Origin of the sequence: Psychrobacillus sp. FSL H8-0484 (genome assembly GCF_038005325.1) — a bacterium.
Taxonomy (GTDB): Bacteria; Bacillota; Bacilli; order Bacillales_A; family Planococcaceae; genus Psychrobacillus.
The window spans coordinates 2,593,431-2,618,405 of the sequence record NZ_JBBOSZ010000001.1 but is presented as its reverse complement, the minus strand read 5'-3'; the positions used below and the strand labels follow the sequence as shown (position 1 = coordinate 2,618,405).

Sequence of the window (24,975 nt, the reverse complement as noted above, 5' to 3'; positions counted from 1 at the left end):
TAAGGAGCGTTTTTAATGACTAATCATAAAATTGATGGCAAACTCATAGCAGGTCAAGTAACAGATAAAGTAAAAGATCGTGTAGAAAGCTTAAAAGCAAAAGGGGTAACACCTGGATTAGCAGTAATTTTAGTAGGAAGTAATCCCGCTTCCCAAACATACGTAAACAACAAGACGAAAACATGTGAAAGACTTGGCATGTATTCAATCATGATCGAATTAGAAGAAACTATTTCAGAAGATGAACTACTAAAAAACGTAGAGGCACTAAACCATGATGAAAAAATTCATGGGATTTTAGTTCAACTACCTTTACCAAAACAAATCGACGAAGATCGAGTAATTGCAGCTATTTCTCCACTAAAAGATGTAGATGGTTTTCATCCGCAAAGCGTTGGCAAAATGATGATCGGTCAACAAACCTTCCTTCCATGTACACCATTTGGCATAATGAAACTTTTAGAATACAGCGATGTAGATGTAGCGGGGAAACATGCTGTAATTATTGGTAGAAGTAATATTGTTGGTAAACCAATGGGACAACTATTACTACAAAAAGATGCTACGGTAACGTATTGTCATTCGAGAACGAAAGATTTACATGCATTCACAAAACAAGCTGATATTTTAGTTGTAGCAACTGGTCGAGCAAAAATGATAGACGCTAGTTATATTAAAGAAGGCGCTGTAGTGATTGACGTAGGGATCAATCGCGATGAGAATAATAAGCTTTGTGGTGATGTTGATTTTGCATCTGCGCAAGAAGTTGCTTCTAAAATTACGCCAGTACCTGGTGGGGTAGGTCCTATGACAATTGCTATGCTAATGGAAAATACATGCCTAGCAGCCGAAAATACATTAAGTAACTAATTAAGAGCTGTTCTTCAGAAAATCAGCTGAGGTTGAAGACAAAATCTAAATTCGGAGGTTTCGCTAGACTGTGGAAACGCTAGTCTAGGTAGCAACCTAAGTTCCTCGCATCCTTGCGGCAACGGTTGCTAATTTTTTTCTGCGACGAGCTTTGCGCAGGAGCACTGAGGCGGAAGCGAATAGAGCTAAAGTTCATGAGCTTACAACGATGTGTAAGTAACGAAGAATGAAAGCGTTTGTCAACAGTCTGAGCTGTTCTAGAGAAGAACAGCTTTTAACTTGTCACCAGTCTGAGGAGTTGTTTTTGTGTCTTCACATACATACTTAACTGTAAAAGCACTAACTAAATACATAAAAAGAAAATTTGATGCGGATACGCATTTGCGGGATGTGTACGTGAAAGGAGAGCTTTCGAACGTGAAAGTTCATTCTAGCGGACACATTTATTTCACGTTAAAAGACGATGCAGCACGCGTCACCTCTGTCATGTTTGCAATGAATGCAAAAACGTTAAAATTCACTCCAGAAAGCGGTATGAATGTACTTGTACGAGGCGATATTAACGTGTTTGAAGCAGCTGGACAATACCAGCTATATGCTGGAAGCATGCAACCAGATGGTATTGGAGAACTTTTCTTAGCATTTGAACAACTAAAAAAGAAGTTAGAGCAAGAAGGATTATTCCATCCAACCCGAAAAAAACCGATTCCAACTTTTCCTAAGAAAATTGGGGTTGTTACTTCTAAAACGGGAGCAGCAATCCGTGATATTTTAACTACTTTAGAACGACGATATCCTATTAGTGAAGTAGTCGTATTTCCTAGTATTGTGCAAGGTCCACAAGCTGCACCTTCCATTGTAAAATCCATTGAACAAGCAAATGGATTCGGAGATATTGATGTACTAATTGTAGGCCGAGGTGGAGGTTCCATTGAGGATTTGTGGGCATTCAATGAAGAGATAGTGGCACGAGCAATTGCCAATAGCCATGTACCAATCATTAGTGCCGTTGGTCATGAAACAGATACAACGATCGCCGATTTTGTATCTGACTTACGAGCTCCAACACCAACTGCAGCAGCAGAAATGGCTGTCCCAAGCAAAGAAAATCTGATGAAAAATATTTTATCCTATCAGTCTGCTAGCTTACACTTCGTATCCAAAAAACTTGCGGATGAAAAAAATAGATACAAACGAGCAATAGAATCTCCCGTACTGGCAACTCCGGAAAAGTTATATCGTCCTTTTATAGAAAGATATGTCCGAGCGGAACAACAATTACAAAGAGAAACGAGCCGTCTATATCGAGAAAAAGGCCGTCATTTTGCTCAAATACAAAATAGATTCATTCAACTGTCACCACAAAAAGTAATTGATCAACATCATAAATCAGTACATTCGATTACGAATCAATTAAACCAAGTAGTACTCTCCACTTTTGAAAAGCATCGTCAACAATTTATAGGATCTTTACGCACATTAGAAGCTTTAAATCCATTAAAAATAATGGACCGTGGATATAACATTACCTACAAAGACGATAAGTTAGTAAAATCGGTAGATGATGTACAACAAGGAGATTCTATATTTGTCACACTTTCAGATGGTCGTATCGAAGCGATTGTTCAACAAGTTGAAATGAAAGAGAGAGGAGATTAACTGTTATGACTAAAAAAGAAATTCCATTCGATGAAGCTATGCTACAACTGGAGGGTATCGTTCGTCAACTAGAACAAGGGGATGTACCGCTAGAAAATGCAATTGAACTTTACCAAAAAGGGATGGAGCTCTCCAAGCTGTGTAGTGACAAATTACAAAGCGCAGAAAAACAACTTGTCTCTTTCATGGGTGAAAATAAAGAAGAGGCTGGCCAGGCGAATGAGTAATGTATTGCAAACTTTTATCCAAGCCAATCAACCACTTGTAGAACATAAATTAGATATACTAATTAAAGAAATTAAAGCTCCTAAAGAATTAAAAGAAGCGATGTCTTATTCACTTCAAGCTGGTGGAAAGAGAATAAGACCACTTTATACACTAGCAGTACTTGAGGAACTGAACATAACAAACAAAGATGCAATAATAGTAGCTAGTACGGTTGAAATGATTCATACGTATTCTCTGATTCATGATGATCTACCAGCAATGGATAATGATGATCTGCGCAGAGGAAAACCTACCAATCATATTGTATTTGGGGAAGCGCTTGCTATATTAGCTGGAGATGCTCTCGTTACGCTTGCATTTGGAATCATCGCACGACTTCAACATCTTACAGCAGAACAAAAAGTACAATTGATGGACCAACTCAGTTTTGCAGCAGGTGCTGAAGGAATGGTAGGAGGGCAAGTGTTAGACATGTTAGGTGAGGGTAAATCATTAACTTTGGATCAATTAGAAGAAGTTCATGTAAATAAAACCGGCGCACTTCTTTCCTTTAGTATTCTAGCTGGTGGCATTATTGCAAATGCATCCGAGGAAGTAATGGATGCCCTCAAGAAGTATGCATTCCACATTGGATTAGCCTTTCAAATACAAGATGATATATTAGATATAGAAGGCACCTCTGAACAATTGGGCAAAACGGCTGGAAAAGATGTATTAAGTGAAAAAAATACATACCCATCTATTCTAACCTTAGATGGGGCGAGAGAGCAGCTACAAAAACAATATAATTTAGCGATTGTTGCTTTAGAAAAAGTAAGTCTTCATAAAGGGCTACTTTTAGAGATTGCTAATTATATTACAAAAAGATCGAACTAATAGCGTATAATTTTGTTTTACGCCTAGTTATTGATATGATATTAACTAGTCGTATAATAGGAAATCTAAAAGAAGGTGTGTGATGGCAATGGATTTAACTTCAATTTCTAGCCCATCCTTTTTAAAAAGTTTAGATAATGAACAATTAAAGGAACTAAGTGAAGATATTCGATCGTTTTTAATAGAGAAGCTATCCGTTACAGGAGGTCATATTGGACCTAATCTTGGTGTTGTTGAACTGACAATTGCATTGCATAAGTCTTTTAATAGCCCAGATGATAAGTTTCTTTGGGATGTTGGGCATCAAGCGTATGTGCATAAAATTTTAACTGGGCGAGCGGATCAATTTGATACATTACGTCAATTTAAAGGACTTTGCGGATTCCCAAAAAGAATTGAAAGCGAACATGATGTATGGGAAGCAGGGCATAGCTCTACCTCTCTCTCCGCAGCTATGGGTATGGCAAAAGCAAGAGACTTGCAAAAGAAAAAGAACTTCGTAATACCAATTATTGGAGACGGAGCGCTTACTGGTGGTATGGCATTAGAAGCGTTAAACCATATTGGTCATGAGAAAACAGATATGATCGTTATTTTAAATGATAACGAAATGTCAATTGCTCCGAACGTAGGGGCTTTGCACAATGTATTAGGTAAATTACGTACACATGGTACGTACAATAAAGCAAAAGATGAATTAGAGTATTTATTAAAGAAAATTCCTGCAGTTGGCGGTAAACTTGCTGTTACTGCAGAGCGAGTAAAAGATAGCTTAAAGTATTTACTCGTTTCAGGTGTGTTTTTTGAAGAAATGGGCTTCACTTACTTAGGGCCTATTGATGGCCATAGCCTGGAAGACTTAGAAGAAAATCTGCAATATGCGAAGAAAATGAAAGGTCCTGTCCTTCTTCACGTCATTACGAAAAAAGGAAAAGGGTACAAACCAGCTGAACAAGACAAGATTGGTACTTGGCATGGAACTGGTCCATATAAAATGGAAACTGGCGCTTTTGTTAAATCATCGACTCAAGCACCATCATGGAGCGGGCTTGTTGCTGAAACAGCACGAAAACTTGCTCGCACAGATGAACGTATTGTCGCAATTACTCCAGCTATGCCGGTAGGTTCTAAATTAGAAGGGTTCGCTACTGAATTCCCTGATCGAATGTTTGATGTAGGAATTGCTGAGCAACACGCTACAACTATGGCTGCTGGTATGGCTGCAGACGGAATGAAACCATTACTAGTGATCTATTCGACTTTCCTTCAACGTGCGTATGATCAAGTTCTACATGACATTTGCCGTCAAAACTTAAATGTTGTAATTGGTATAGACCGCTCTGGATTAGTAGGAGCAGATGGTGAAACACATCAAGGAGTTTTCGATATATCGTTTTTACGTCATATGCCGAATATGGTTATTATGATGCCAAAAGATGAGAACGAAGGGCAGCACATGGTGAAAACGGCATTTGATTATTCAGATGGACCAATTGCACTTCGTTACCCAAGAGGAAACGGACTAGGTGTGCCAATGGATGAGGAGTTGCGAACAATTCCTATTGGATCATGGGAAGTATTGAAAGAAGGCACTCAAGCTGCAATCTTAACGTTTGGAACAACAATACCTATGGCCATGAGTGCTGCAGAACAATTAGAACAAGCGAATATTTCTGTCGAGGTTATTAACGCTCGTTTTATTAAGCCGCTAGATGATGAAATGCTTCGAAATTTGTATGAGCGTAATATTCCAATCATTACGGTTGAAGAAAGTGCTCTACAAGGCGGTTTCGGTAGTGCAGTGTTAGAATTCTATAATGAACAAAACCTTATTGCCAATGTGAAACGAATTGGAATTCCAGATATCTTTATTGAACATGGAGATGTTAGCCAGCTATTAGAAGAAATAAACATTACAACAGAAGACATTGTAAAGCTTGTAAAAACTACAGTAAGTGATACTCAAAGGTATATTTCATCATGACAAAAATACCGAAAGAACGAGTAGATATACTATTAGTGGAACAAGGTTTATTTGAAACAAGAGAAAAAGCGAAGCGAGCTATTATGGCTGGGCTTATATATAAAAAAGAAGAACGAGTAGATAAGCCAGGAGAGAAAATAGAAGTTGATTCTATTTTGACTGTGAAGGGCCAAGTGTTGAAATATGTAAGTCGTGGTGGACTAAAGCTTGAAAAAGCAATAGAACAATTTGATCTTACTATTCAAGACAAGATTATGTTAGATATTGGCTCTTCTACAGGGGGCTTTACGGACTGCGGTTTACAAAATGGAGTTAAGCATGCATACGCATTAGATGTGGGAAGTAACCAATTAGCTTGGAAAATTCGTCAAGATCCTCGTGTTACAGTGATGGAGAAAACAAATTTTAGATATTCTACACCTGCTGATTTTGCTGAAGGATTACCTTCGTTTGCTTCTATTGATGTATCCTTTATTTCCTTAAAACTTATTTTTCCTACATTAAAAACTATTTTAGTTCCAAATGGTGACGTGATCGCGTTAGTAAAGCCACAGTTTGAAGCAGGGAAAGATCGAGTTGGGAAAAAAGGTGTAGTAAGGGACTCAGCAGTACATATAGACGTGTTAAATGACATTGCAAACTTTGCGGAAAGTCAAAACTTCCAATTGAAAAATGCTTCCTACTCACCAATTACCGGTGGAGAAGGAAATATTGAATTTCTATTTCATTTAATTAGCGTAAATGCAGAAGAGGTAATTCCTCATGGAATTGATTTTACAAAACTCGTCAACGAAGCGCATAATTCCCTAAAATAAGTTGCGGCTCATTTAAGAGCCGCATTTTTCTTGTGACTTTTAAGTCGAAATGCTAATGTAGAAAGTAAATAGAATAAATATACAATGAGGTGACTAATTTGAATAAAGGCCAGCGACACATTCGCATTCGTGATATTATTGCAAATTTTGAAATTGAAACACAAGATGATTTAGTTGACCATTTAAAAAATGCAGGATATAACGTAACGCAAGCAACCGTATCTAGAGATATAAAAGAGTTACATTTAGTGAAAGTACCACTCCCAAATGGCAATTACAAATATAGTTTACCTGCAGACCAACGTTTTAATCCGGTACAAAAACTTCATCGTGCTTTAACAGATGCCTTTGTTAGTATCGATGGAGCAAGTCATTTCTTAGTAATGAAAACTTTACCTGGTAACGCACATGCAATTGGTTCGTTAATCGACTATTTGGATTGGACAGAAATACTTGGGACGATTTGCGGAGATGATACCTGTTTAATATTATGTAGAGAAGAAGAAGACAGTGAAATAGTGAAAAATCGCTTATTAGAGATGCTTTAAAAAGAGGTGAAGGCTGTTGTTAAAGGAATTATCCATTAAAAATTTTGCCATTATTGATGAACTCACAGTGAGCTTTGAAGAGGGACTTACTGTGTTAACTGGAGAGACAGGCGCAGGGAAATCCATTATTATTGATGCTGTTCACTTATTATGCGGTGGAAGAGGCTCTCAGGAATTTATCCGTCATGGAGCTAAAAAAGCGGAACTAGAAGGCTTATTTATCATTTCCAATCCCAGCCATAGTGTCTTTAAAAAAATGACAGACGTTGGGATTGACATAGACGAAGATACAATTATTTTAAGAAGAGACATTAATGATTCTGGCAAAAGCGTTTGTCGAGTGAACGGGAAACTGGTCACTATAGGAATTTTGAGAGAAATTGGCGCATCCTTAATAGATATTCACGGTCAACATGAAAGCCAAGAACTAATGGATGACAAGGCACATATTTATCTACTGGATCAATTTGCAGGTGAAGAGCTAAAAGTTGTGAAAGAGGCGTATAAAGAGCTATTTGCAAAATATAAAAAGTGGAAAAAAGAGCTTGCTATATTAACAGAAAATGAGCAACAAATCGCCCATAAAATTGATTTATTTACGTTCCAAGTAGAAGAAATTCAAGAAGCCCAACTAAGGGTTGGGGAAGAAGACCAGCTACTGGAAGAAAAAAAGAAGCTACTAAACTTCCACAAAGTTTTCGACAAAATGAGCAGTGCGTATGAAGCTATCCTAGCAGAATCTAGAGGACTGGATTATATAGGTACAGCGATGGCAGATTTAAAGGATATTTCAGATGTTGATAAAAATATGCATGAACTTAGCGAAAATGTATCTTCGGCATTTTATATGCTACAAGATGCTGCATATCAATTAAAAAATGAATTGGACGAAATGGAATACGATAGTAATCAATTACTAGTTGTAGAGGACCGACTCGCGCTCATTCAAACACTGAAAAGAAAATATGGCGCTTCGATTGAAGAGATTTTACAATATCAAGAGAAAGTTCAACATAGCCTTGATCAGTTAGTTAATCGAGATGAACAAATACAAAGGATGACTGAAAAAATTCGTCAGATTGAAATTGATCTGGAGTTAGAGGCTAACGACTTAACGGACAAGCGTAAAATTGCTGCAAGTCTATTAAGTGAAGCGATTATGGAGCAACTGCAAGAGCTCTATATGGAAAAAGCTACATTCTCAGTCATGTTTCATGAGTCATTAAAATCAGCTTATAATGAAAATGGATTAGATGAATTATCTTTTTATATTTCAACTAATGTTGGGGAGCCGCCTAAAGCGCTCACAAAAATTGCATCTGGTGGGGAATTGTCTCGAATGATGCTAGCACTTAAAAGTATATTCTCTAAGCACCAAGGAATTACTTCTATCATATTTGATGAGGTTGACACAGGAGTTAGTGGACGCGTTGCTCAAGCAATAGCTGAAAAAATTGCAGCGATTGCTACTAATTCACAAGTATTATGCATTTCCCATTTGTCACAAGTTGCGGCGATGGCCGATCAGCATTTAATGATTAAAAAAGAGGTAGCGGGAAATCGTACATTTACGATGCTCGAAGAGGTAACTGATGAAAAACGAGCAGAGGAACTAAGTCGTATGATGTCTGGTGCAGAAATAACAAGTACCACCTTACAGCATTCGAAAGAACTGCTTAAATTAGCAAAAAATCGAAAAAAAGTTTTACGAAATGCGTGAAGACCTTATTCTATAGGGTCTTCTTTTTTTTATCAATTATTTACCTCACATAGAGTTCTTTCTGTAGGACATAGTATCAGTATGGGAGGTGAAATATGAAAAAAAGCTATCGTATTTGGTCGCTTTTGCCAATACTTTTCTTTACTTTATTCTTTGCAGGTCTACCTACTTTTGCTCAAAAAACCTCTGTTGTTCCACTCGGTCAATCGATTCAAATTGATCTTCAGTATGGAGCGGTATTTCTAAGCCACGATGTCTTGCTAACGGATGATTATTGGTTACGAACCGGTGATGCTATACACCAAGTAAACGACCAAACGATAACGAATATAGAAGATGTAAAAACCGTAGTAAAAGACAAAGAGCAAATTATTCTTCAGTATGAGCGTAACAAAAAAATGTATACAAAAGAAATTTATTCGGAACAGATGTTAAAACTTCTTCCTTTCCTAAGAGATGCCACAGAAGGGATTGGTACTTTAACATACTTTGATCCAACCACAAATGAATTTGGGGCATTAGGTCACCAAATAGTGGATCATACTTCCGGTATCACACCAAAGTTTTCACAGGGTTCAATTTATTTGTCTTCCATTGAGCAGATTAAAAAAAGTATACCCGGAAAACCTGGGTATAAAATTACTTCTCATCAGTCCAATACTACCCCACTTGGCGGTGTGAATGAAAACAATGTGTATGGTGTGTTCGGGAAGTTAGAGAAAAATGCATTGGAGAATATACCTAGGCAACAAGTAGATATTGCAGAAAAAGAAGAAATAATGACTGGTGAAGCAATAATGCGCACTTCCATCGATGGCGAAAAAGTTCAAGACTTCACTATAAAAGTAACGTCAGTAGATGGGCATGTTTTTCAATTCACTGTTACCGATGAGAACCTCATTCAGAAAACGGGTGGAATCTTGCAAGGTATGAGTGGAAGTCCAATTCTGCAACAGGAGAAATTAATTGGTGTTGTGACCCATATGTATGTAGATAAACCGAAAAATGGGGCAGCATTAGCAATTACTGAAATGATGAAAAAAAATCCTTAAAGATTGAGGATATTAATCGGAAGGCTACACCGAATTATGGTGTAGCCTTTTTTCTTTCCTACATATACAATGGAAATAGAGATAATTCGACAAAGTTGTTGAAAGATTTAACATAATGTCGGAATTCAACGGAAACGTATTCTAAAAGACTTATTTTTCAAAAAAATAAAGGATGCCGTCAAAAAAGAGCGAATAGTATCTAAGTCAAAATATACTAAAGGTGGATGAGTTTTATGGAAAAAATTAAAATTGCAATTGTGGATGATAACAAAGACTTGATTCGTACAATGGATTCTTATTTTGATCAACATCCAGAAATAGAAGTAATAGGTACTGCTGTAAACGGTAAGCTTTGTTTAGAAATGTTAGAAACCATTAATCCGGATGTTTTATTACTAGATATCATCATGCCACATTTAGATGGTATTGCAGTTTTGGATTCATTACAAAAAGATGATAAACTAAATGGCATTCAAGTTATTATGCTAACTGCATTTGGTCAGGAAGATGTGATGAAGCAAGCAGTGGATTTAGGAGCTTCCTATTTCATGTTGAAACCTTTCGAATTTGAAAGACTTGTGACACAAATTAAACAAGTTGCCGGTAGAAAAGGCACTGTTCAAGAAGTTCCAGCAAAATCGAACCCTGAAAAAGAAGCAGTGCAAAACAAACGAATGATAGATAATATTATTACAAATGTCATTAAAGAGATTGGAGTACCTGCACATATTAAAGGCTATTCTTATTTAAGAGAAGCCATTCAAATGGTCTACACCGATATCGAGTTACTTGGTTCTATAACGAAAGTATTATATCCAGAAATCGCTAAGAAATTCCAAACGACACCATCACGTGTAGAACGAGCAATTCGTCACGCAATCGAAGTCGCATGGAATAGAGGAAATTATGAAACGATCTCCAAAATGTTCGGTTACACGGTACATCACTTAAAAAGCAAACCAACTAATAGCGAATTCATTGCAATGATTGCAGATAAAATTCGTATGGAGAATATGGCTAGCTAAGCGTGTTTTTAGCTTTTGGAATAAAAGAATAATCACATATTGAGAGATTTTGGAATCTATACCACCAAACTACTTTTTGTACACAATAAATCTAAATGAATAGATGCAAAATATGAAACACCTTCATTTACAAGTTTTCCTTCAAGTGAGTAGAGGTGTTTTTTGTTGTGCCTGATTTAGTAATTTGTTTATGTTTGACTATTCGCTTACTGTTCAAACTATTTAAGAAATCTATATATAGCACTAAAGTGCTAATGATATATTAGAATTTTAAGTTATTTTTAAATTTTCTAGGTATTAATAGGTATATTCAATTTTCTGACCATTTTTTCTAACCTACTATTATTAATGGGGCGTATAATGAAAAATGAAGGGTGTGTGCGAATAATGATTATCGAAGAAAATGATGATATGTCGCTATTTGAAGATAGTGGACGAGTATACATTACGATTAAAAAAGATGGTTTTAACCTAAAGAAATTTGATGAAATGACTCGAAAATATCCGCGTTTAAAAGTATCTAATTTTATGGCGGTCAAAAAAGCTGTTGAAAGTAAATCTCATGAGGCAATTGAGATTGGCACTTGGATTGAAAGTATGGGACTGGATATTAGTGCAGATAAAATGGAAGCGCTTATTACATTTTATGAATCTCAAGCATATATTCATGAGAATATCATAGATGTTCAATCAGCTATTCAAAAATTATTAGTGGAACATCATATTACCTACGGTCAACAACCATTGGATTTTTTAACGATTAAAACAGGGAAATCATACATAATTGCACAAGGCTTACCTCCTCAAAAAGGGGAAGATGCGAAAATCTCCTACTTATCGCAGGCAGAAAAAAAGCCTGTTATTAATGAGGATGGTAAAGCAGACTATTTCGACATGAATTTTATTGTCGAGATTGAAGAAGGCTCTTGGTTAGGAGAAAAAATTCCTCCGAAAAACGGAACTCCAGGAAAAAATATTCTGGGAGAGCAAGTACCCGCTAGCCCAGGAAACGATCTTCCATTAAAGTATGATACGAAATGTGCCTATGAAGTTGAAGAAGTTGGTAAAACAGTTCTTCGTTCTAAAACAAAGGGTGTCATCGGCGAAGTAAATGGCCTGTTGTCGGTTCAAAAGCATCTAATAGTGGATGGTGATGTTGGATTGGAAACAGGAAATTTAAAGTTTGATGGGTCTATTCAAGTAAAAGGAACAATTATGCCAGGTTATTCTGTGATCGCATCTGGAGACGTTTCAGTAGAAGCTAAAGAGGGTGTAAATTCAGCGGAGCTAATCAAATCTACAGAAGGGGATGTCTTCATAAAGGGAGGCATTTTTGGGCGTGGTGTTACCAAAGTAGAAGCACATAAGAATATTTATATTAAACATGCAAATGAATGTTCACTTGAGGCGAAAGAAAATATTCAAATCGGATATTATGCTTTAGGGTCTACAATATTTGCAAATGAAATATTTCTAGATGAACGTAAAGGAAAAATTATTGGTGGTAAAGTGATCGCGATCAATTCTATTACAGCAGCATATTGTGGAAATAGCTTAGAAAGAAAAACAGAGCTCATTGTTCAAGGTATTGATCGCAAAATACTAACGGAAAATGCGAAAATACATGCTGAAAAAATGATGAAGCTACAAAATGAACTGACGAAACTGAATGTCCAGGTCAGCCAATTAAAACAATTAGAAAATACGATGTCCGTCCAGCAAATTGCTGTATATGAACAAACAAAGCAAAAATATAATAATATGCAACAAGAAGTAAAAGAAATAGATGCAGAGATTCAACGTATATTAAAAATGTTGCGACATACTGGGGATTATTATATTAACATAACCAAGGAAGCAAATGCGGGTACAATAATTCAAATTGGCAATAAGTCTTCTATGCTAGCAAGTCGAACAAATGGTAAATTTAAGTTAGAAAATGGGGAGTTAAATGTCTAAAATACCTGTATATGCACATCGTGGATACTCGGTGAAAACAGTCGAAAACTCCATGAAAGCCTTTAAAAGAGCGATCAAGATTGGAGCAGATGGCCTTGAATTGGATCTTCAACTATCTGCGGATGGTGTTGCATTTGTCACGCATGATATAGATTTTTTTCGATTAGCTGGAGATAAGCGCCGTATTACGGATATGCTGGCAGAAGAAGTATTGGACCTCAAATTAGGGAGAGTATTTTATCGTAAGTTTTTCTATAGTCGAGTGCTGACATTCGATGAATTTTTACAGTTTGTCGCACCAACAGGCATCAAGCTTAATGTTGAACTAAAAGAATCCTTTCTTGGCAAAAAGGAAAAAATTAGAGAAGTCGTCGAAAAAACAAAAGGGATTGCCGATGTCCATTTTTCTTCCTTCGAATTTAGCATATTAGAAACGATACATGAGATGCAATGGGATACACAAACAGCTTTTATTGGTAAAAAAAACTCTGAATGGGATTACGTCTTATCGTTAAAAGAATTAGACGCTATTCATTTAAACAAAAAGTTTTATGATTCTGAACTCATGCACAAAATATGGGATGCTGATTTTCCAATACGTTTCTATAATGTAAAAGGAAATGAAAAATATATCGAGCACCCACATGAATCAGTTATTGGCTGGATTACCGATTATCCTGAGAAAATATTGCAAAGACAAAAAAGACGCTGACCATGATTACAAGTCTGCGTCTTTTTTCTTTTGAAATCGTGGAGCAACTTTTCCGTTTTTTCGATCTCTGTTTAATAAAAACCCAGCAAAAAAGCCTAATCCTAAAACAGTGAAAATAATTCCGCTTATAAATTGAAAAGCCAAGCCCCCGATAGGGAGAATTTGTAAACCGAAAAAAGTATCTCTCATTAATTTAATCCCAAATGCTGCTAAAATTCCAGGAATTAATAATACGATTAAAGCCGCTAAGCGAGCCATTTTCTTCACTCCTGTTCCTACCAATATAATTTTACATGCAAGAATTTGATTGTCAATGGAAGAAACTTGCGTTATGATAAATGAGAAGTGCAATTAGTTGCATAACAAAAACGGGGGTGTGCATATTTTTGCAAAAAATACTCATTGTAGGTGCGGGTAAAGGTGGATATGCACTTCTGAAGTTGATAGAGCAAGCAGATTACCTACAAGTAACTGGTGTTGTAGATATCAATGAGGAAGCTCCTGGAATGATTTACGCTAAAAAGAAGAGAATTCCGACTTATTCAGATTGGACAGTTCCGTTAAGTGGTGACATTCAAATTATCATTGATGTGTCAGGACAAAAGAAAGTGTTTCAAGAGCTTCTAGCCAATCGGCCTGCCACAGCTGTTTTAATACCAGGTGGAATTGCAAACTTAATCGTTACATTAATTGAAGAGAAAAATGATTATATTCAAATCATTGATCATAAAACGATGATGCAAGAATTAATTTTTAATTCCATCGAAGAAGGTATGATTGGTATTGATGACCAAGGCATTGTAAACTTTTTCAATAAAAGTGCGGAAAAGATGACGAAAATGCCTGTAGAGGAAGCAATTGGGAAGCATGTACATGAAGTTATATCATTAAGCGAATTACCGAGAATATTCGAAACTGGTTGTTTCGAATTAAACAAAGAACTGACTCTTGAAAGCGGTACCAAAATTGTTACCTCTAGGTATCCGATGATTAATGAGGAAGGGAAACGAGTCGGCGCATTTGCCGTCTTCAAAGATATTTCGGAAGTTGTTCGACTTGCAGAAGAAATTACAAATTTAACGGAAATTCAAAAAATGTTAGAAGCTATTATTTATTCAAGCGATGATGCTATTTCTGTAGTAGATGAAGAGGGCAAAGGAATTCTGATTAATCCAGCTTATACTCGTATTACTGGTTTTAGCGAAGAAGAAGTGATTGGTAAACCTGCAACTGCGGATATTTCGGAAGGAGAAAGCATCCACTTAAAGGTGTTGCAAACAAGGAAGCCGATTCGTGGAGTAAATTTAAGAGTTGGAGAGCAGAAAAAAGATGTAATTGTGAATGTTGCACCAATTATTGTCAACAACCATCTGAAGGGTAGTGTCGGTGTTATACACGACATGACTGAAATGAGATTGTTAATGAAAGAACTCGACCATGCTCGTACGCTCATTCGAAATTTAGAACTTAGTTTTTCTTTCGAAGATATTATTGGGAAATCCGAACAAATTCAGTTCGCTGTCAACCAGGCCAAACTGGCAGCTAGTGTCCCTGTAACCGTTCTACTAAGGGGAGAAGTCGGTTCAGGGAAAGAATTATTTGCACATGCGATTCATACCGCAAGTAATAGAAAATATAATCAGTTCATTCGAGTAAATTGTAGCTCGCAAGAAGAGCATCTTCTAGAACGTGAATTATTTGGATACGAAGAGGGTGGAACAAGTTACCCTGGTCTATTCGATGAGGCGAATAATGGTACCATTTTCTTAGATGAAGTTGGTGAACTGACAAATAAAACACAGGCAAAGCTCCTAAGGATTCTAAGAGAAAATGCTATTATTCGAGTAGGCGGCACTACTTCTATTCCAGTGGACGTTCGAATAATAGCGGCAAGTTACTTTAATCTGGAGAAACTGATGCTGGAAGGAACATTCCGAGAGGATTTTTATTTTCAGTTAAATCGAATGCCTATACATGTGCCAGCATTAAGAGCTAGGAAGCAAGACATTCCATTAATTGCGAATCATCTCCTTGTTAAATTAAACAAAGAATTTGGACGCAACATAGAGGGATTTACCAAATCAGCGATGGAAAGCTTGCACTTTTATGATTGGCCAGGTAATTTAAGAGAACTGGAGAACATTATCAGCCGAACAATGATTTTCCTAGAAGCACAGGATCGAATAATAGAAGAGCATCACTTACCAAAGTATATTTTGGCTATGTCGGATGATGGCAGTGATGAAGAACAAATAGGGACGCTTGCAGAACAAATGGATGTTATGGAGAAAAAAGTATTACTGAATGCTCTCCGAGTTTGTGAAGGCAATAAATCACAAACAGCTAAAAAGCTGAACATCTCACTCCGTACCTTATATTACAAATTAGAAAAATATCATTTAGATTAACGTGATTTTTACATGGGGATGTTCAATCACTGGAAATGTTGGCGATTTATTCAAAGGGGTTTTAAACATATAAATTTTATTTAAACTACATGGGGATGTAATTTAAGAATATAATCATTTTCAAAAAAATATATAATTTCTTAACTACTAGGAGGAACTACAAATGGAAATTTTTAAATATATGGAATCTTACGATTACGAGCAATTAGTATTTTGCCAAGATAAAACATCAGGTCTAAAAGCAATTATCGCTATTCATGATACTACATTAGGACCAGCACTTGGTGGAACGCGTATGTGGAATTATGCTTCAGAAGAAGAAGCGATTGAAGATGCACTACGTTTAGCTAAAGGGATGACATACAAAAATGCAGCTGCTGGACTTAACCTTGGCGGCGGTAAAACTGTAATCATCGGAGATCCATTAAAAGATAAAAATGAAGAAATGTTCCGTGCGTTTGGTCGTTTTATCCAAGGGTTAAATGGTCGTTATATTACAGCAGAAGACGTTGGGACAACTGTTGCAGATATGGATTTAATTCATGAAGAAACAAATTATGTGACGGGTATTTCAGAAGCATTTGGTTCTTCGGGTAATCCATCTCCAGTAACTGCTTACGGCGTGTATGTTGGGATGAAAGCAGCAGCAAAAGAAGCATTTGGTTCCGATTCACTTGAAGGAAAAACAGTTGCTGTTCAAGGTGTAGGGAACGTTGCTTACACACTATGCGAGTTCCTTCATAAAGATGGTGCTAAACTGATTGTAGCAGACATCAATCAAGCTTCTGTTGACCGTGCAGTAAATGCTTTCGGTGCTGTACAAGTAAGCGTAGATGAAATTTATTCGCAAGAGGCTGATATTTTCGCACCTTGTGCACTTGGTGCAATTATTAATGACAACACAATTCCACAATTAAAAGCAAAAGTAATTGCAGGTTCTGCAAATAACCAATTAAGAGAGTCAAAACATGGAGATTTAATCCATGAAATGGGTATCGCTTACGCACCAGATTACGTTATTAACTCAGGTGGTGTAATAAACGTTGCAGACGAATTGTATGGCTATAACCAAGAGCGCGCAATGAATCGTGTAGCAGGTATTTATGATAAAATTGAACGTATCTTTGAAATTTCCAAACGTGATGGAATCCCAACATATGTTGCTGCGGACCGTTTAGCGGAAGAACGCATTGCTCGAGTGGGCAAATCACGCAGTCAATTTTTACAAAACGGAAAACATATATTAAATGGCCGTTAATCAATAATTTCATCGAGTAACAAAATGGCCGACTTTATAGAAACTTGTAAAGCGGCCTTCTTAAATGGAACACTAAGGGGATGTTAAACTTGGCAAAAGAATATGATGTAGTCATTATTGGTGGAGGTACAGGCGGGTATGTCGCTGCTATTCGATCGGCACAGCTTGGCTTAAAAACAGCGATTGTTGAAAAAGGGAAACTAGGTGGCACATGTTTACATAAAGGCTGTATTCCAAGTAAAGCATTACTTCGAAGTGCGGAAGTATTTAAAACAACAAAAAATCACGCTGCAGATTTTGGTGTCATGACAAGTGAAGTTACTTTAGATTTTAGTCGTGTGCAAGCACGTAAAGATTCCATTGTGGACCAATTGCATCAAGGTGTACAGGGTTTAATGAAAAAAGGGAAAATTGATGTTTTTGAAGGTACTGGAAGAATGTTAGGACCATCTATTTTTTCTCCTTCCCCAGGTGGGACGGTATCGGTTGAAATGAATAATGGCGATGAAAATGAAATGCTCATCCCGAAAAACGTCATTATCGCAACTGGGTCTAGACCACGAACATTGCCAGGGTTAACAATTGACGGAACAATAGTGATGAGCTCTGATGAAGCATTAGCAATGACGGAATTACCAAAGTCGATTTTAATCGTCGGAGGCGGTGTTATTGGAATCGAATGGGCCTCTATGTTAAATGACTTTGGCGTAGAAGTAACTGTTTTGGAATATGCAGATCGCATTATACCAACAGAAGACAAAGATATTTCAAAAGAAATGCAAAAGTTACTAGGGAAAAAAGGAGTAACATTTGCAACAAGTGCAAAAGTACTTCCTGAAACACTAGAAACGACAGATAACCAAGTAACGATTTCAGCAGAGACGAACGGAGAAACAAAAACATTTACTGCAGAGAAAATGTTAGTTTCTGTTGGTCGTCAAGCAAACGTTGAAGGTATTGGTATTGAAAACACAGATATTATGATCGAAAAAGGATATATTCAAGTATCAGAAACATTCCAAACAAAAGAATCACATATATACGCAATTGGTGATGTAATTGGTGGACTTCAGCTTGCACATGTTGCAAGTCACGAAGGAATTACAGCAGTTGAGCATATTGCAGGTAATACTATAACGCCAATTGACTACAACTTAGTATCACGCTGTATTTATGCAAGTCCAGAAAGCTCTAGTGTAGGAATTACAGAACAACAAGCAAAAGAACAAGGCTTTGATGTGAAAGTTGGTAAATTCTCTTTCAAAGCAATTGGCAAAGCGCTTGTATATGGAGAATCAGATGGGTTTGTGAAAATAGTTGCAGACAAAGCCACGAATGATATATTAGGTGTTCATATGATTGGACCACACGTAACCGATATGATTTCGGAAGCAGGTCTTGCAATGGTGTTAGATGCTACACCGTGGGAAATCGCTCATACTATCCATCCGCACCCAACACTTAGTGAAGTCATGGGAGAAGCGGCGTTAGCGGTAGACGGTAAAGCTATTCATATGTAAAAAGGGGGAGTTCTATATGACAACAAATCGTCACGAAGAATTAGGCTTAACAAATAAAGATGTGCTTAAAATGTTTGAAACAATGCTAATGGCACGTCGTATTGATGAACGCATGTGGTTATTAAACCGTGCTGGGAAAATACCTTTTGTTATTTCATGTCAAGGTCAAGAAGCAGCTCAAGTTGGGGCAGCATATGCTTTAGACAATACAAAGGATTATATTGCACCGTATTATCGTGATATGGGTGTTGTATTACATTTCGGCATGACGGCTAAAGATCTAATGCTTTCTGCTTTTGCAAAAGCGGAGGATCCAAACTCAGGTGGACGTCAAATGCCTGGCCATTTTGGACAAAAGAAAAATCGCATTTTAACAGGCTCTTCACCTGTTACAACCCAATTACCACACGCAGTTGGGGTAGCATTAGCTGCAAAGATGGAGAAAAAAGATTTTATTTCATTTGTAACGCTCGGAGAAGGATCCTCTAACCAAGGAGATTTCCACGAAGGGCTAAATTTTGCAGGGGTTCATAAATTACCTTGTATTACAATGGTTGAAAACAATAAATACGCCATTTCTGTTCCTTTTGACCGACAAGTTGCGAGTAAAAATATCGCGGACCGTGCTATTAGTTACGGAATGCCTGGTGTAGAAGTAGATGGAAAAGATCCAATTGCGGTTTACAAAGTAGTGAAAGAAGCAGCTGATCGTGCGCGTAATGGAGAGGGCCCAAGTTTAATCGAAGCAGTAACTTATCGTTTAACTGCTCACTCTTCAGATGATGATGACCGCCAATACCGTACTGCTGAGGATATTGCAGAAGGAAAAGCATTAGATCCGCTTATTACATTTGCAAACTACTTGAGAGACCTGGATATTTTACCAACAGATTTAGAGAAGGAAATTAACGATCGCATTATGAATGAAGTAAACGAAGCGACGGATTATGCAGAAGCTGCGCCGTATGCTGCTCCAGAAGATGCAATGAAACACGTATATGCGGAAAAAGATGGGGGGAACGAATAATGGCAATCATGTCTTATATCGATGCGATCACACTTGCAATGAAAGAAGAAATGACTCGTGATGAGCGCGTTTTCGTTCTAGGAGAAGACGTTGGGCGTAAAGGTGGCGTATTCAAAGCAACGAATGGTCTTTACGATGAGTTCGGGGAAGACCGCGTACTAGATACACCTCTTGCAGAATCGGCGATTGCTGGAGTAGGAATCGGGGCTGCGATGTACGGGCTACGTCCAATCGCGGAAATGCAGTTTGCTGATTTCATTATGCCAGCTGTGAACCAAATTATTTCTGAAGCATCACGTATTCGCTATCGGTCTAATAATGACTGGTCGTGTCCAATCGTTTTTCGTGCACCTTTCGGAGGCGGAATTCATGGTGCTCTATATCATTCACAATCCGTTGAAGCAGTATTTGCAAATCAGCCGGGGTTGAAAATCGTTATTCCTTCCACGCCTTATGATGCAAAAGGTCTATTAAAAGCAGCAATTCGCGATGAAGATCCAGTAATGTTCTTCGAGCATAAGCGTGCATATCGTCTGATTAAAGGGGAAGTTCCTGAAGAAGATTATACGATTGAAATCGGAAAAGCAGATGTAAAACGAGAAGGGGAAGATATTACAGTAATTACGTATGGTCTTGCTGTTCATTTTGCACTTCAAGCGGCGGAGCGTTTAGAAAAAGACGGAATTTCTGCCCATATTCTTGATTTACGTACAATCTATCCTCTAGATAAAGAAGCGATTATTGAAGCCGCTTCTAAAACTGGAAAAGTACTACTTGTTACGGAAGATAACAAAGAAGGAAGCATTATTGGTGAAGTTGCTGCAATTATCGCAGAGAACTGCCTATTCGATTTGGATGCACCAATCATGCGACTAGCTGGACCAGATGTACCTGCGATGCCATATGCACCAACGATGGAAAAATTCTTTATGATTAATCCAGACAAAGTCGAAAAAGCGATGCGCGAGCTAGCTGCTTATTAATAGGAAGGAGGATCTAACATGGCACTAGAACAAATCAAAATGCCTCAACTTGGGGAAAGTGTAACAGAGGGTACAATTGAAAAGTGGTTAGTTAAACCAGGCGATCACGTCAATAAATATGATCCACTAGCTGAGGTAAATACAGATAAAGTAACTGCTGAAGTACCTTCTTCCTTTACTGGAGTTGTTAAAGAACTAATTGCAAGCGAAGGAGATACTCTTGCAGTTGGTGAAATAGTTTGTACGATTGAAACCGAGGGTGGGGGTTCGGAGGAAGTAATTGAAGCTGCTCCGGAACAACCAACAGCAGAAACAGTCAAACCTGCAGAAGTGCAAAAGCATGCAGCCCCAGTTGAACGTGAAAAGGGTGCTAAAGCTCGTTATTCTCCGGCAGTACTAAAACTATCACAAGAACATGGTATAGACCTTACTTTAGTCAATGGGACCGGCAATGAAGGACGTATTACGCGTAAAGATTTGCTGAAGATTATCGAAAGTGGTGAAATTCCAGTAGCTGCTCCAGCGGAAACAATCGCTGCACAGGCTCCTGTAGCATCTCAAGCTTCAGCACCTACACCAAAAGCTGCTGCGCCAGCAAACATTCCTGTTGCAGTTGGAGATATTGAAATCCCAGTAACAGGTGTTCGTAAAGCAATTGCAGCGAATATGCTACGCAGTAAACATGAAGCACCTCATGCTTGGACAATGATTGAGGTCGACGTAACAAGCTTAGTTCAATATAGAGACTCTATTAAAAATGAATTCAAGCAAAAAGAAGGCTTCAATGTAACATACTTTGCATTCTTCGTAAAAGCAGTAGCGCAAGCTTTAAAAGAATTCCCAATGATGAATTCGATGTGGGCTGGCGACAAGATCGTACAGAAAAAAGATATTAACATTTCAATCGCAGTTGCAACAGAAGAGGCACTTTTCGTTCCTGTCATTAAACATGCAGACGAAAAAACGATTAAAGGTATCGCGCGTGAAGTGACTGAGCTTGCTGGAAAAGTACGTGCTGGCAAGTTGAAATCCGAAGAAATGCAAGGAGGTACATTCACTGTAAACAACACTGGGTCATTCGGTTCTGTTCAGTCAATGGGCATCATCAACTATCCACAAGCAGCAATTCTACAAGTAGAATCCATCGTAAAACGTCCAGTCATTATGGATGGTGGTATGATAGCTGCTCGTGATATGGTCAATCTTTGTCTATCTTTAGATCACCGTGTCTTAGACGGCTTAGTGTGCGGTCGCTTCCTATCGCGTCTGAAAGAAATATTAGAAAACATTTCGAAAGAAAATACATCTGTTTACTAAAATAAATTCAAAAGACGGAGCTCCCTAATCTCGATTTAGGAAAAGCTCCGTTTTTTATTGTTCTCGAATAGAGCAGTTGATTCACTAGATTAGATTACCAATAAGATTTCATTTTCACTTAATGATGAAAGCCTGAGGCCCATGTTATCTCCGTAGATATCTCGCCCGCATAAATGGAAGAAAATCCAGGCGCTAACTTTATTTTTATCAATTGAAATCCTGTAGTGAAAATTGTTACTGGATTTTTCTAATTACTAAAATTACAACTGGACTCATAATGTTTAGAAGACGGGTTTATGATTATACATCGTGGAAAGAAAAACTACAAAATGAATAAAAGCTACTCTCCAAAGGGAGTAGCTTTTACATTATCAATTACCTCCGCGTTCATCAACATAGTGATTATGTTGTCCATCCTTTACTTGGAGTATTTTCTTCTCTTCTTCACCTAATTTTTGAGGTTCCAAATACTTTTCACTTACACCTTTTTTATTCGTAGAATTGTTGAATAAACTAGTCATTTTATTATTTTTCACTTTATATCCTCCTTTTTAGCGATATCAATTTTTAGTATTTCCACAGACTAGACAAATAGTCATGAAATTTTTATTAAAATTTTTTTATAACTATCAAGTACTTTATTTAAGATAATTGAGCTACAAGGGCAGCTCTTTTTTGTTGAGCTAGAGTAGCTGTAAAGCACCAATAAAATGCTATAATATTATTGAAAGTAAAAAGTGAAATAGTCTCAATAAATTAGAAGGAGTGAAATTAATGATTAATAAAGTCGGTCAAATTATGTTGTATGTAAATAACCAAGATGAGGCAGTGAAATTTTGGACAGAAAAAGTAGGGTTTAGTGTAATTTCTGAAGAAGATAACGGTCAAGGAATGAGATGGATTGAAATTGCTCCATCAAAGGAAGCTGAAACAAGTATTATACTCCACAATAAGGAATTAATTGCTAAAATGGAGCCTCAATTAAATCTTGGAACACCTTCTTTGATGTTTTTTACAGAAAATGTTGATAAATTACATGAAGACTTATCAAATAAAAATATCACAGTCGGAGAAATTGTAGATATACCTTCTGGTAGAGTATTTAACTTTGCAGATAGTGAAGAAAATTACTTTGCGGTCATGGAAAAAAGGAAATAACATTAGAGTAGTTGAAACACCGTCCTACAATGGACGGTGTTTTATATTATTTACTGAATAAAGCACTATTAACCACTCTACAACATGGATTCAGGACTGCTAAAATCTTCCTCATAATCAGTTAGTATAAATACGATATTAATTCATGATGATCGTATCGACGCTTCAAGTCCCTTTTATTTACTTTTACTTCAGAGTTCGATAGATTTGATTCCGAGGACTATTATTTTCATTGAAAATGTTACCGAGCATAAATAAAAGGGGCGATAGATGAATGAGATTAAGTGTACTAGACCAAGCACCCATTACAACGGGCAACACGGCTGCAGGAGCGCTAAAAAAAGCGGAAGAACTTGCTGTTTTAGCAGATGAATTAGGCTATCACCGTATGTGGATGGCTGAGCATCATGGAACAGGTGCTTTTGCAAGCTCCGCACCTGAAGTAATCACAGCACATTTAGCAGCGAAAACGAACAATCTTCGTATTGGAACTGGTGGCGTCATGATGATGCATTATTCTCCGCTGAAACTTGCGGAAGTATTTAAAACACTAAGTGCTTTTTCACCTGGTCGAATTGATTTTGGCGTAGGCCGTGCACCAGGAGGAGATAACCATTCGATGTATGCCCTTTCCGAAGGTCGACAGCCAATGCTGAACAATATGTATGAAAAGCTGAAAACAGCACTACAACTTATAAATGATGAAGTGCCAGAGGATAGTTTATATAACCGAACGATTGCAACACCATCGAATATTGTATTACCAGAAGCTTGGTTACTTGGCTCGAGTGGGAATAGTGCCGTTCAAGCGGGGCGTATGGGTGTCGGATACTCATTTGCACAGTTTTTCCAAGGTGGAATGACGCCTGCCATTTTAGATACGTACCGCAACAATTTCCAGCCTTCTGCGTTTATGGAGAAACCCGAAATTAACGTCACATATTTAGTAACGATTGCGGAAACTAAGGAAGAAGCAGAGTTCGAAGCATTGCCACAGGACATTGCACGTCTCTCTCTAATGAAAGGTCAAATCTATCAAACTTTAACGCCAGAGGCAGCTCAAGATTATCCATTAACGGAAATGGACCGCATGATGATTCAGGAAAATCGTAAAATTCATTTAGTCGGAGCAGCTAAAGATGTAGCGACTATTTTACAAGAGGAACAAGCCCACTATGGCTTTGACGAAGTAATGATATGCAGCATTCCGCACTCGCAAGAAAAACGGTTAAATGTGTATCGTTTACTTGCAAAAGAATTAATGTAAGGTATGGGGAGACACGCTCTTTTTGAGCGTGTCTTTTTGCTTTGGGAATGGATGTCGCTTTGGAGGTGGTGTTTGTCGTGTTCGGGTGGTCAATTGTCACTTTCGCATTGCTGTTTGTCGCGTTGACTTCATGAAATGTCGCGCTAAGCCATTAATTCCCTGTTGAAATAAGAACAAGTGTTCTGTATAATGAGTGAAAAAGGATGAGTGATCAAAATGGCTAACTTCGAGGAAGATTGGAACCGACTAGATTTATCTCAAGTGCGCGACAGAGGGTCGAAAAAATGGGTAGCCATGATGCTGCCAGAGCATGTGAAAATGCTTCGAGACTACAACGAAGAGATAAAAAAAGTAGCACGTCCAGATTTAAATGAGTTTGACTACGAAGCAATTCAAGAGCAAATCGAACTTGCGATGAAAAGAAATGTGGAAATCAAAATCAAACGATGGAAGGAAGGCGAATTTCTGTATAACCGAGGCACTATCCAATGGATTGAATTAACTAAACGAACAATTGAAGTGGAAGATCCATTCCGTTGCTTTGAATTAAAAATAGATGAAATTATAGATGTGACTATATTAGAGTGAT

Annotated in this window: 23 protein-coding genes; 21 read left to right on the top strand and 2 right to left on the bottom strand. The window is 37.5% G+C overall.

Features of this window, described 5'->3' with window-relative positions:
- Nucleotides 1-15: 15 nt before the first annotated feature.
- From folD to MHH81_RS12645, 12 genes are all read left to right on the top strand, one after another.
- A complete protein-coding gene (gene folD / locus MHH81_RS12700; RefSeq protein ID WP_340921780.1) occupies nucleotides 16-870 on the top strand; it encodes a bifunctional methylenetetrahydrofolate dehydrogenase/methenyltetrahydrofolate cyclohydrolase FolD in 855 nt (284 codons plus the stop codon).
- A gap of 306 nt (nucleotides 871-1,176) precedes the next feature.
- Nucleotides 1,177-2,529 (top strand): exodeoxyribonuclease VII large subunit, encoded by a 1,353-nt coding sequence (gene xseA / locus MHH81_RS12695; RefSeq protein ID WP_340921778.1) that lies wholly within the window; start codon nucleotides 1,177-1,179, stop codon nucleotides 2,527-2,529.
- A gap of 5 nt (nucleotides 2,530-2,534) precedes the next feature.
- Nucleotides 2,535-2,756, top strand: a complete 222-nt coding sequence (gene xseB, locus MHH81_RS12690; protein WP_340921776.1) for an exodeoxyribonuclease VII small subunit — start codon at nucleotides 2,535-2,537, stop codon at nucleotides 2,754-2,756.
- Entirely contained in the window at nucleotides 2,749-3,633 is an 885-nt protein-coding gene (locus tag MHH81_RS12685) for a polyprenyl synthetase family protein (RefSeq protein WP_340921774.1), read from the top strand. The genes xseB and MHH81_RS12685 overlap by 8 nt, the downstream gene beginning before the upstream one ends.
- Before the next feature lie 88 nt (nucleotides 3,634-3,721).
- Complete coding sequence (gene dxs, locus MHH81_RS12680) at nucleotides 3,722-5,617, top strand: 1-deoxy-D-xylulose-5-phosphate synthase (RefSeq protein ID WP_340921771.1); 1,896 nt, start codon at nucleotides 3,722-3,724, stop codon at nucleotides 5,615-5,617.
- Entirely contained in the window at nucleotides 5,614-6,432 is an 819-nt protein-coding gene (locus MHH81_RS12675) for a TlyA family RNA methyltransferase (RefSeq protein ID WP_340921769.1), read from the top strand. The genes dxs and MHH81_RS12675 overlap by 4 nt, the downstream gene beginning before the upstream one ends.
- Nucleotides 6,433-6,530: 98 nt before the next feature.
- A complete protein-coding gene (gene ahrC, locus MHH81_RS12670) occupies nucleotides 6,531-6,980 on the top strand; it encodes a transcriptional regulator AhrC/ArgR (protein WP_340921767.1) in 450 nt (149 codons plus the stop codon).
- 16 nt (nucleotides 6,981-6,996) lie between these two features.
- Complete coding sequence (recN, locus tag MHH81_RS12665; RefSeq protein WP_340921763.1) at nucleotides 6,997-8,700, top strand: DNA repair protein RecN; 1,704 nt, start codon at nucleotides 6,997-6,999, stop codon at nucleotides 8,698-8,700.
- 95 nt (nucleotides 8,701-8,795) lie between these two features.
- Nucleotides 8,796-9,752: a SpoIVB peptidase S55 domain-containing protein gene (locus MHH81_RS12660; RefSeq protein WP_340921761.1), complete on the top strand. Its 957-nt coding sequence runs from the start codon at nucleotides 8,796-8,798 to the stop codon at nucleotides 9,750-9,752.
- Nucleotides 9,753-9,985: 233 nt separating this feature from the next.
- Entirely contained in the window at nucleotides 9,986-10,777 is a 792-nt protein-coding gene (gene spo0A / locus MHH81_RS12655) for a sporulation transcription factor Spo0A (protein ID WP_340921759.1), read from the top strand.
- 360 nt (nucleotides 10,778-11,137) lie between these two features.
- Nucleotides 11,138-12,736, top strand: a complete 1,599-nt coding sequence (locus MHH81_RS12650; RefSeq protein ID WP_340921757.1) for a DUF342 domain-containing protein — start codon at nucleotides 11,138-11,140, stop codon at nucleotides 12,734-12,736.
- Nucleotides 12,729-13,448 carry a glycerophosphodiester phosphodiesterase gene (locus MHH81_RS12645; protein ID WP_340921755.1) on the top strand — a complete coding sequence of 240 codons (720 nt, stop codon included), beginning with the start codon at nucleotides 12,729-12,731 and terminating at the stop codon, nucleotides 13,446-13,448. Before MHH81_RS12650 ends, MHH81_RS12645 begins: the two co-directional genes overlap by 8 nt.
- A gap of 6 nt (nucleotides 13,449-13,454) precedes the next feature.
- Here MHH81_RS12645 and MHH81_RS12640 read toward each other — a convergent pair whose 3' ends face one another.
- Complete coding sequence (locus tag MHH81_RS12640) at nucleotides 13,455-13,706, bottom strand: DUF2627 domain-containing protein (protein WP_340921753.1); 252 nt, start codon at nucleotides 13,704-13,706, stop codon at nucleotides 13,455-13,457.
- A gap of 128 nt (nucleotides 13,707-13,834) precedes the next feature.
- Here MHH81_RS12640 and MHH81_RS12635 point away from each other — a divergent pair, with 128 nt between their 5' ends.
- The 6 genes from MHH81_RS12635 (at nucleotide 13,835) to MHH81_RS12610 (ending at nucleotide 21,961) form a co-directional block, all read left to right on the top strand.
- Nucleotides 13,835-15,856 (top strand): sigma 54-interacting transcriptional regulator, encoded by a 2,022-nt coding sequence (locus MHH81_RS12635; protein ID WP_340921751.1) that lies wholly within the window; start codon nucleotides 13,835-13,837, stop codon nucleotides 15,854-15,856.
- Between the two features lie 163 nt (nucleotides 15,857-16,019).
- Complete coding sequence (bcd, locus tag MHH81_RS12630) at nucleotides 16,020-17,114, top strand: branched-chain amino acid dehydrogenase (protein WP_340921748.1); 1,095 nt, start codon at nucleotides 16,020-16,022, stop codon at nucleotides 17,112-17,114.
- An 89-nt stretch (nucleotides 17,115-17,203) separates the two neighbouring features.
- The gene (gene lpdA, locus MHH81_RS12625; RefSeq protein ID WP_340921746.1) at nucleotides 17,204-18,634 is read left to right on the top strand and encodes a dihydrolipoyl dehydrogenase; all 1,431 of its coding nucleotides are present in this window, start codon (nucleotides 17,204-17,206) and stop codon (nucleotides 18,632-18,634) included.
- 16 nt (nucleotides 18,635-18,650) lie between these two features.
- Entirely contained in the window at nucleotides 18,651-19,661 is a 1,011-nt protein-coding gene (locus MHH81_RS12620; RefSeq protein WP_340921744.1) for a thiamine pyrophosphate-dependent dehydrogenase E1 component subunit alpha, read from the top strand.
- Nucleotides 19,661-20,644 (top strand): alpha-ketoacid dehydrogenase subunit beta, encoded by a 984-nt coding sequence (locus MHH81_RS12615; RefSeq protein WP_340921742.1) that lies wholly within the window; start codon nucleotides 19,661-19,663, stop codon nucleotides 20,642-20,644. The genes MHH81_RS12620 and MHH81_RS12615 overlap by 1 nt, the downstream gene beginning before the upstream one ends.
- A gap of 18 nt (nucleotides 20,645-20,662) precedes the next feature.
- A complete protein-coding gene (locus tag MHH81_RS12610; protein ID WP_340921741.1) occupies nucleotides 20,663-21,961 on the top strand; it encodes a dihydrolipoamide acetyltransferase family protein in 1,299 nt (432 codons plus the stop codon).
- Between the two features lie 371 nt (nucleotides 21,962-22,332).
- Here the strand turns inward: MHH81_RS12610 and MHH81_RS12605 are convergent, their stop codons facing one another.
- Nucleotides 22,333-22,497 (bottom strand): hypothetical protein, encoded by a 165-nt coding sequence (locus MHH81_RS12605; protein ID WP_340921739.1) that lies wholly within the window; start codon nucleotides 22,495-22,497, stop codon nucleotides 22,333-22,335.
- A 238-nt stretch (nucleotides 22,498-22,735) separates the two neighbouring features.
- Here MHH81_RS12605 and MHH81_RS12600 point away from each other — a divergent pair, with 238 nt between their 5' ends.
- The 3 genes from MHH81_RS12600 (at nucleotide 22,736) to MHH81_RS12590 (ending at nucleotide 24,974) form a co-directional block, all read left to right on the top strand.
- Nucleotides 22,736-23,119, top strand: coding sequence for a VOC family protein (locus MHH81_RS12600; protein WP_340921737.1), 384 nt, complete (start codon nucleotides 22,736-22,738; stop codon nucleotides 23,117-23,119).
- 274 nt (nucleotides 23,120-23,393) lie between these two features.
- On the top strand, nucleotides 23,394-24,386 hold the full coding sequence (locus MHH81_RS12595; RefSeq protein ID WP_340921735.1) for an LLM class flavin-dependent oxidoreductase: 993 nt from the start codon (nucleotides 23,394-23,396) through the stop codon (nucleotides 24,384-24,386).
- Nucleotides 24,387-24,602: 216 nt separating this feature from the next.
- Nucleotides 24,603-24,974 (top strand): YolD-like family protein, encoded by a 372-nt coding sequence (locus MHH81_RS12590; RefSeq protein WP_340921733.1) that lies wholly within the window; start codon nucleotides 24,603-24,605, stop codon nucleotides 24,972-24,974.
- Nucleotide 24,975 lies beyond the last annotated feature (1 nt).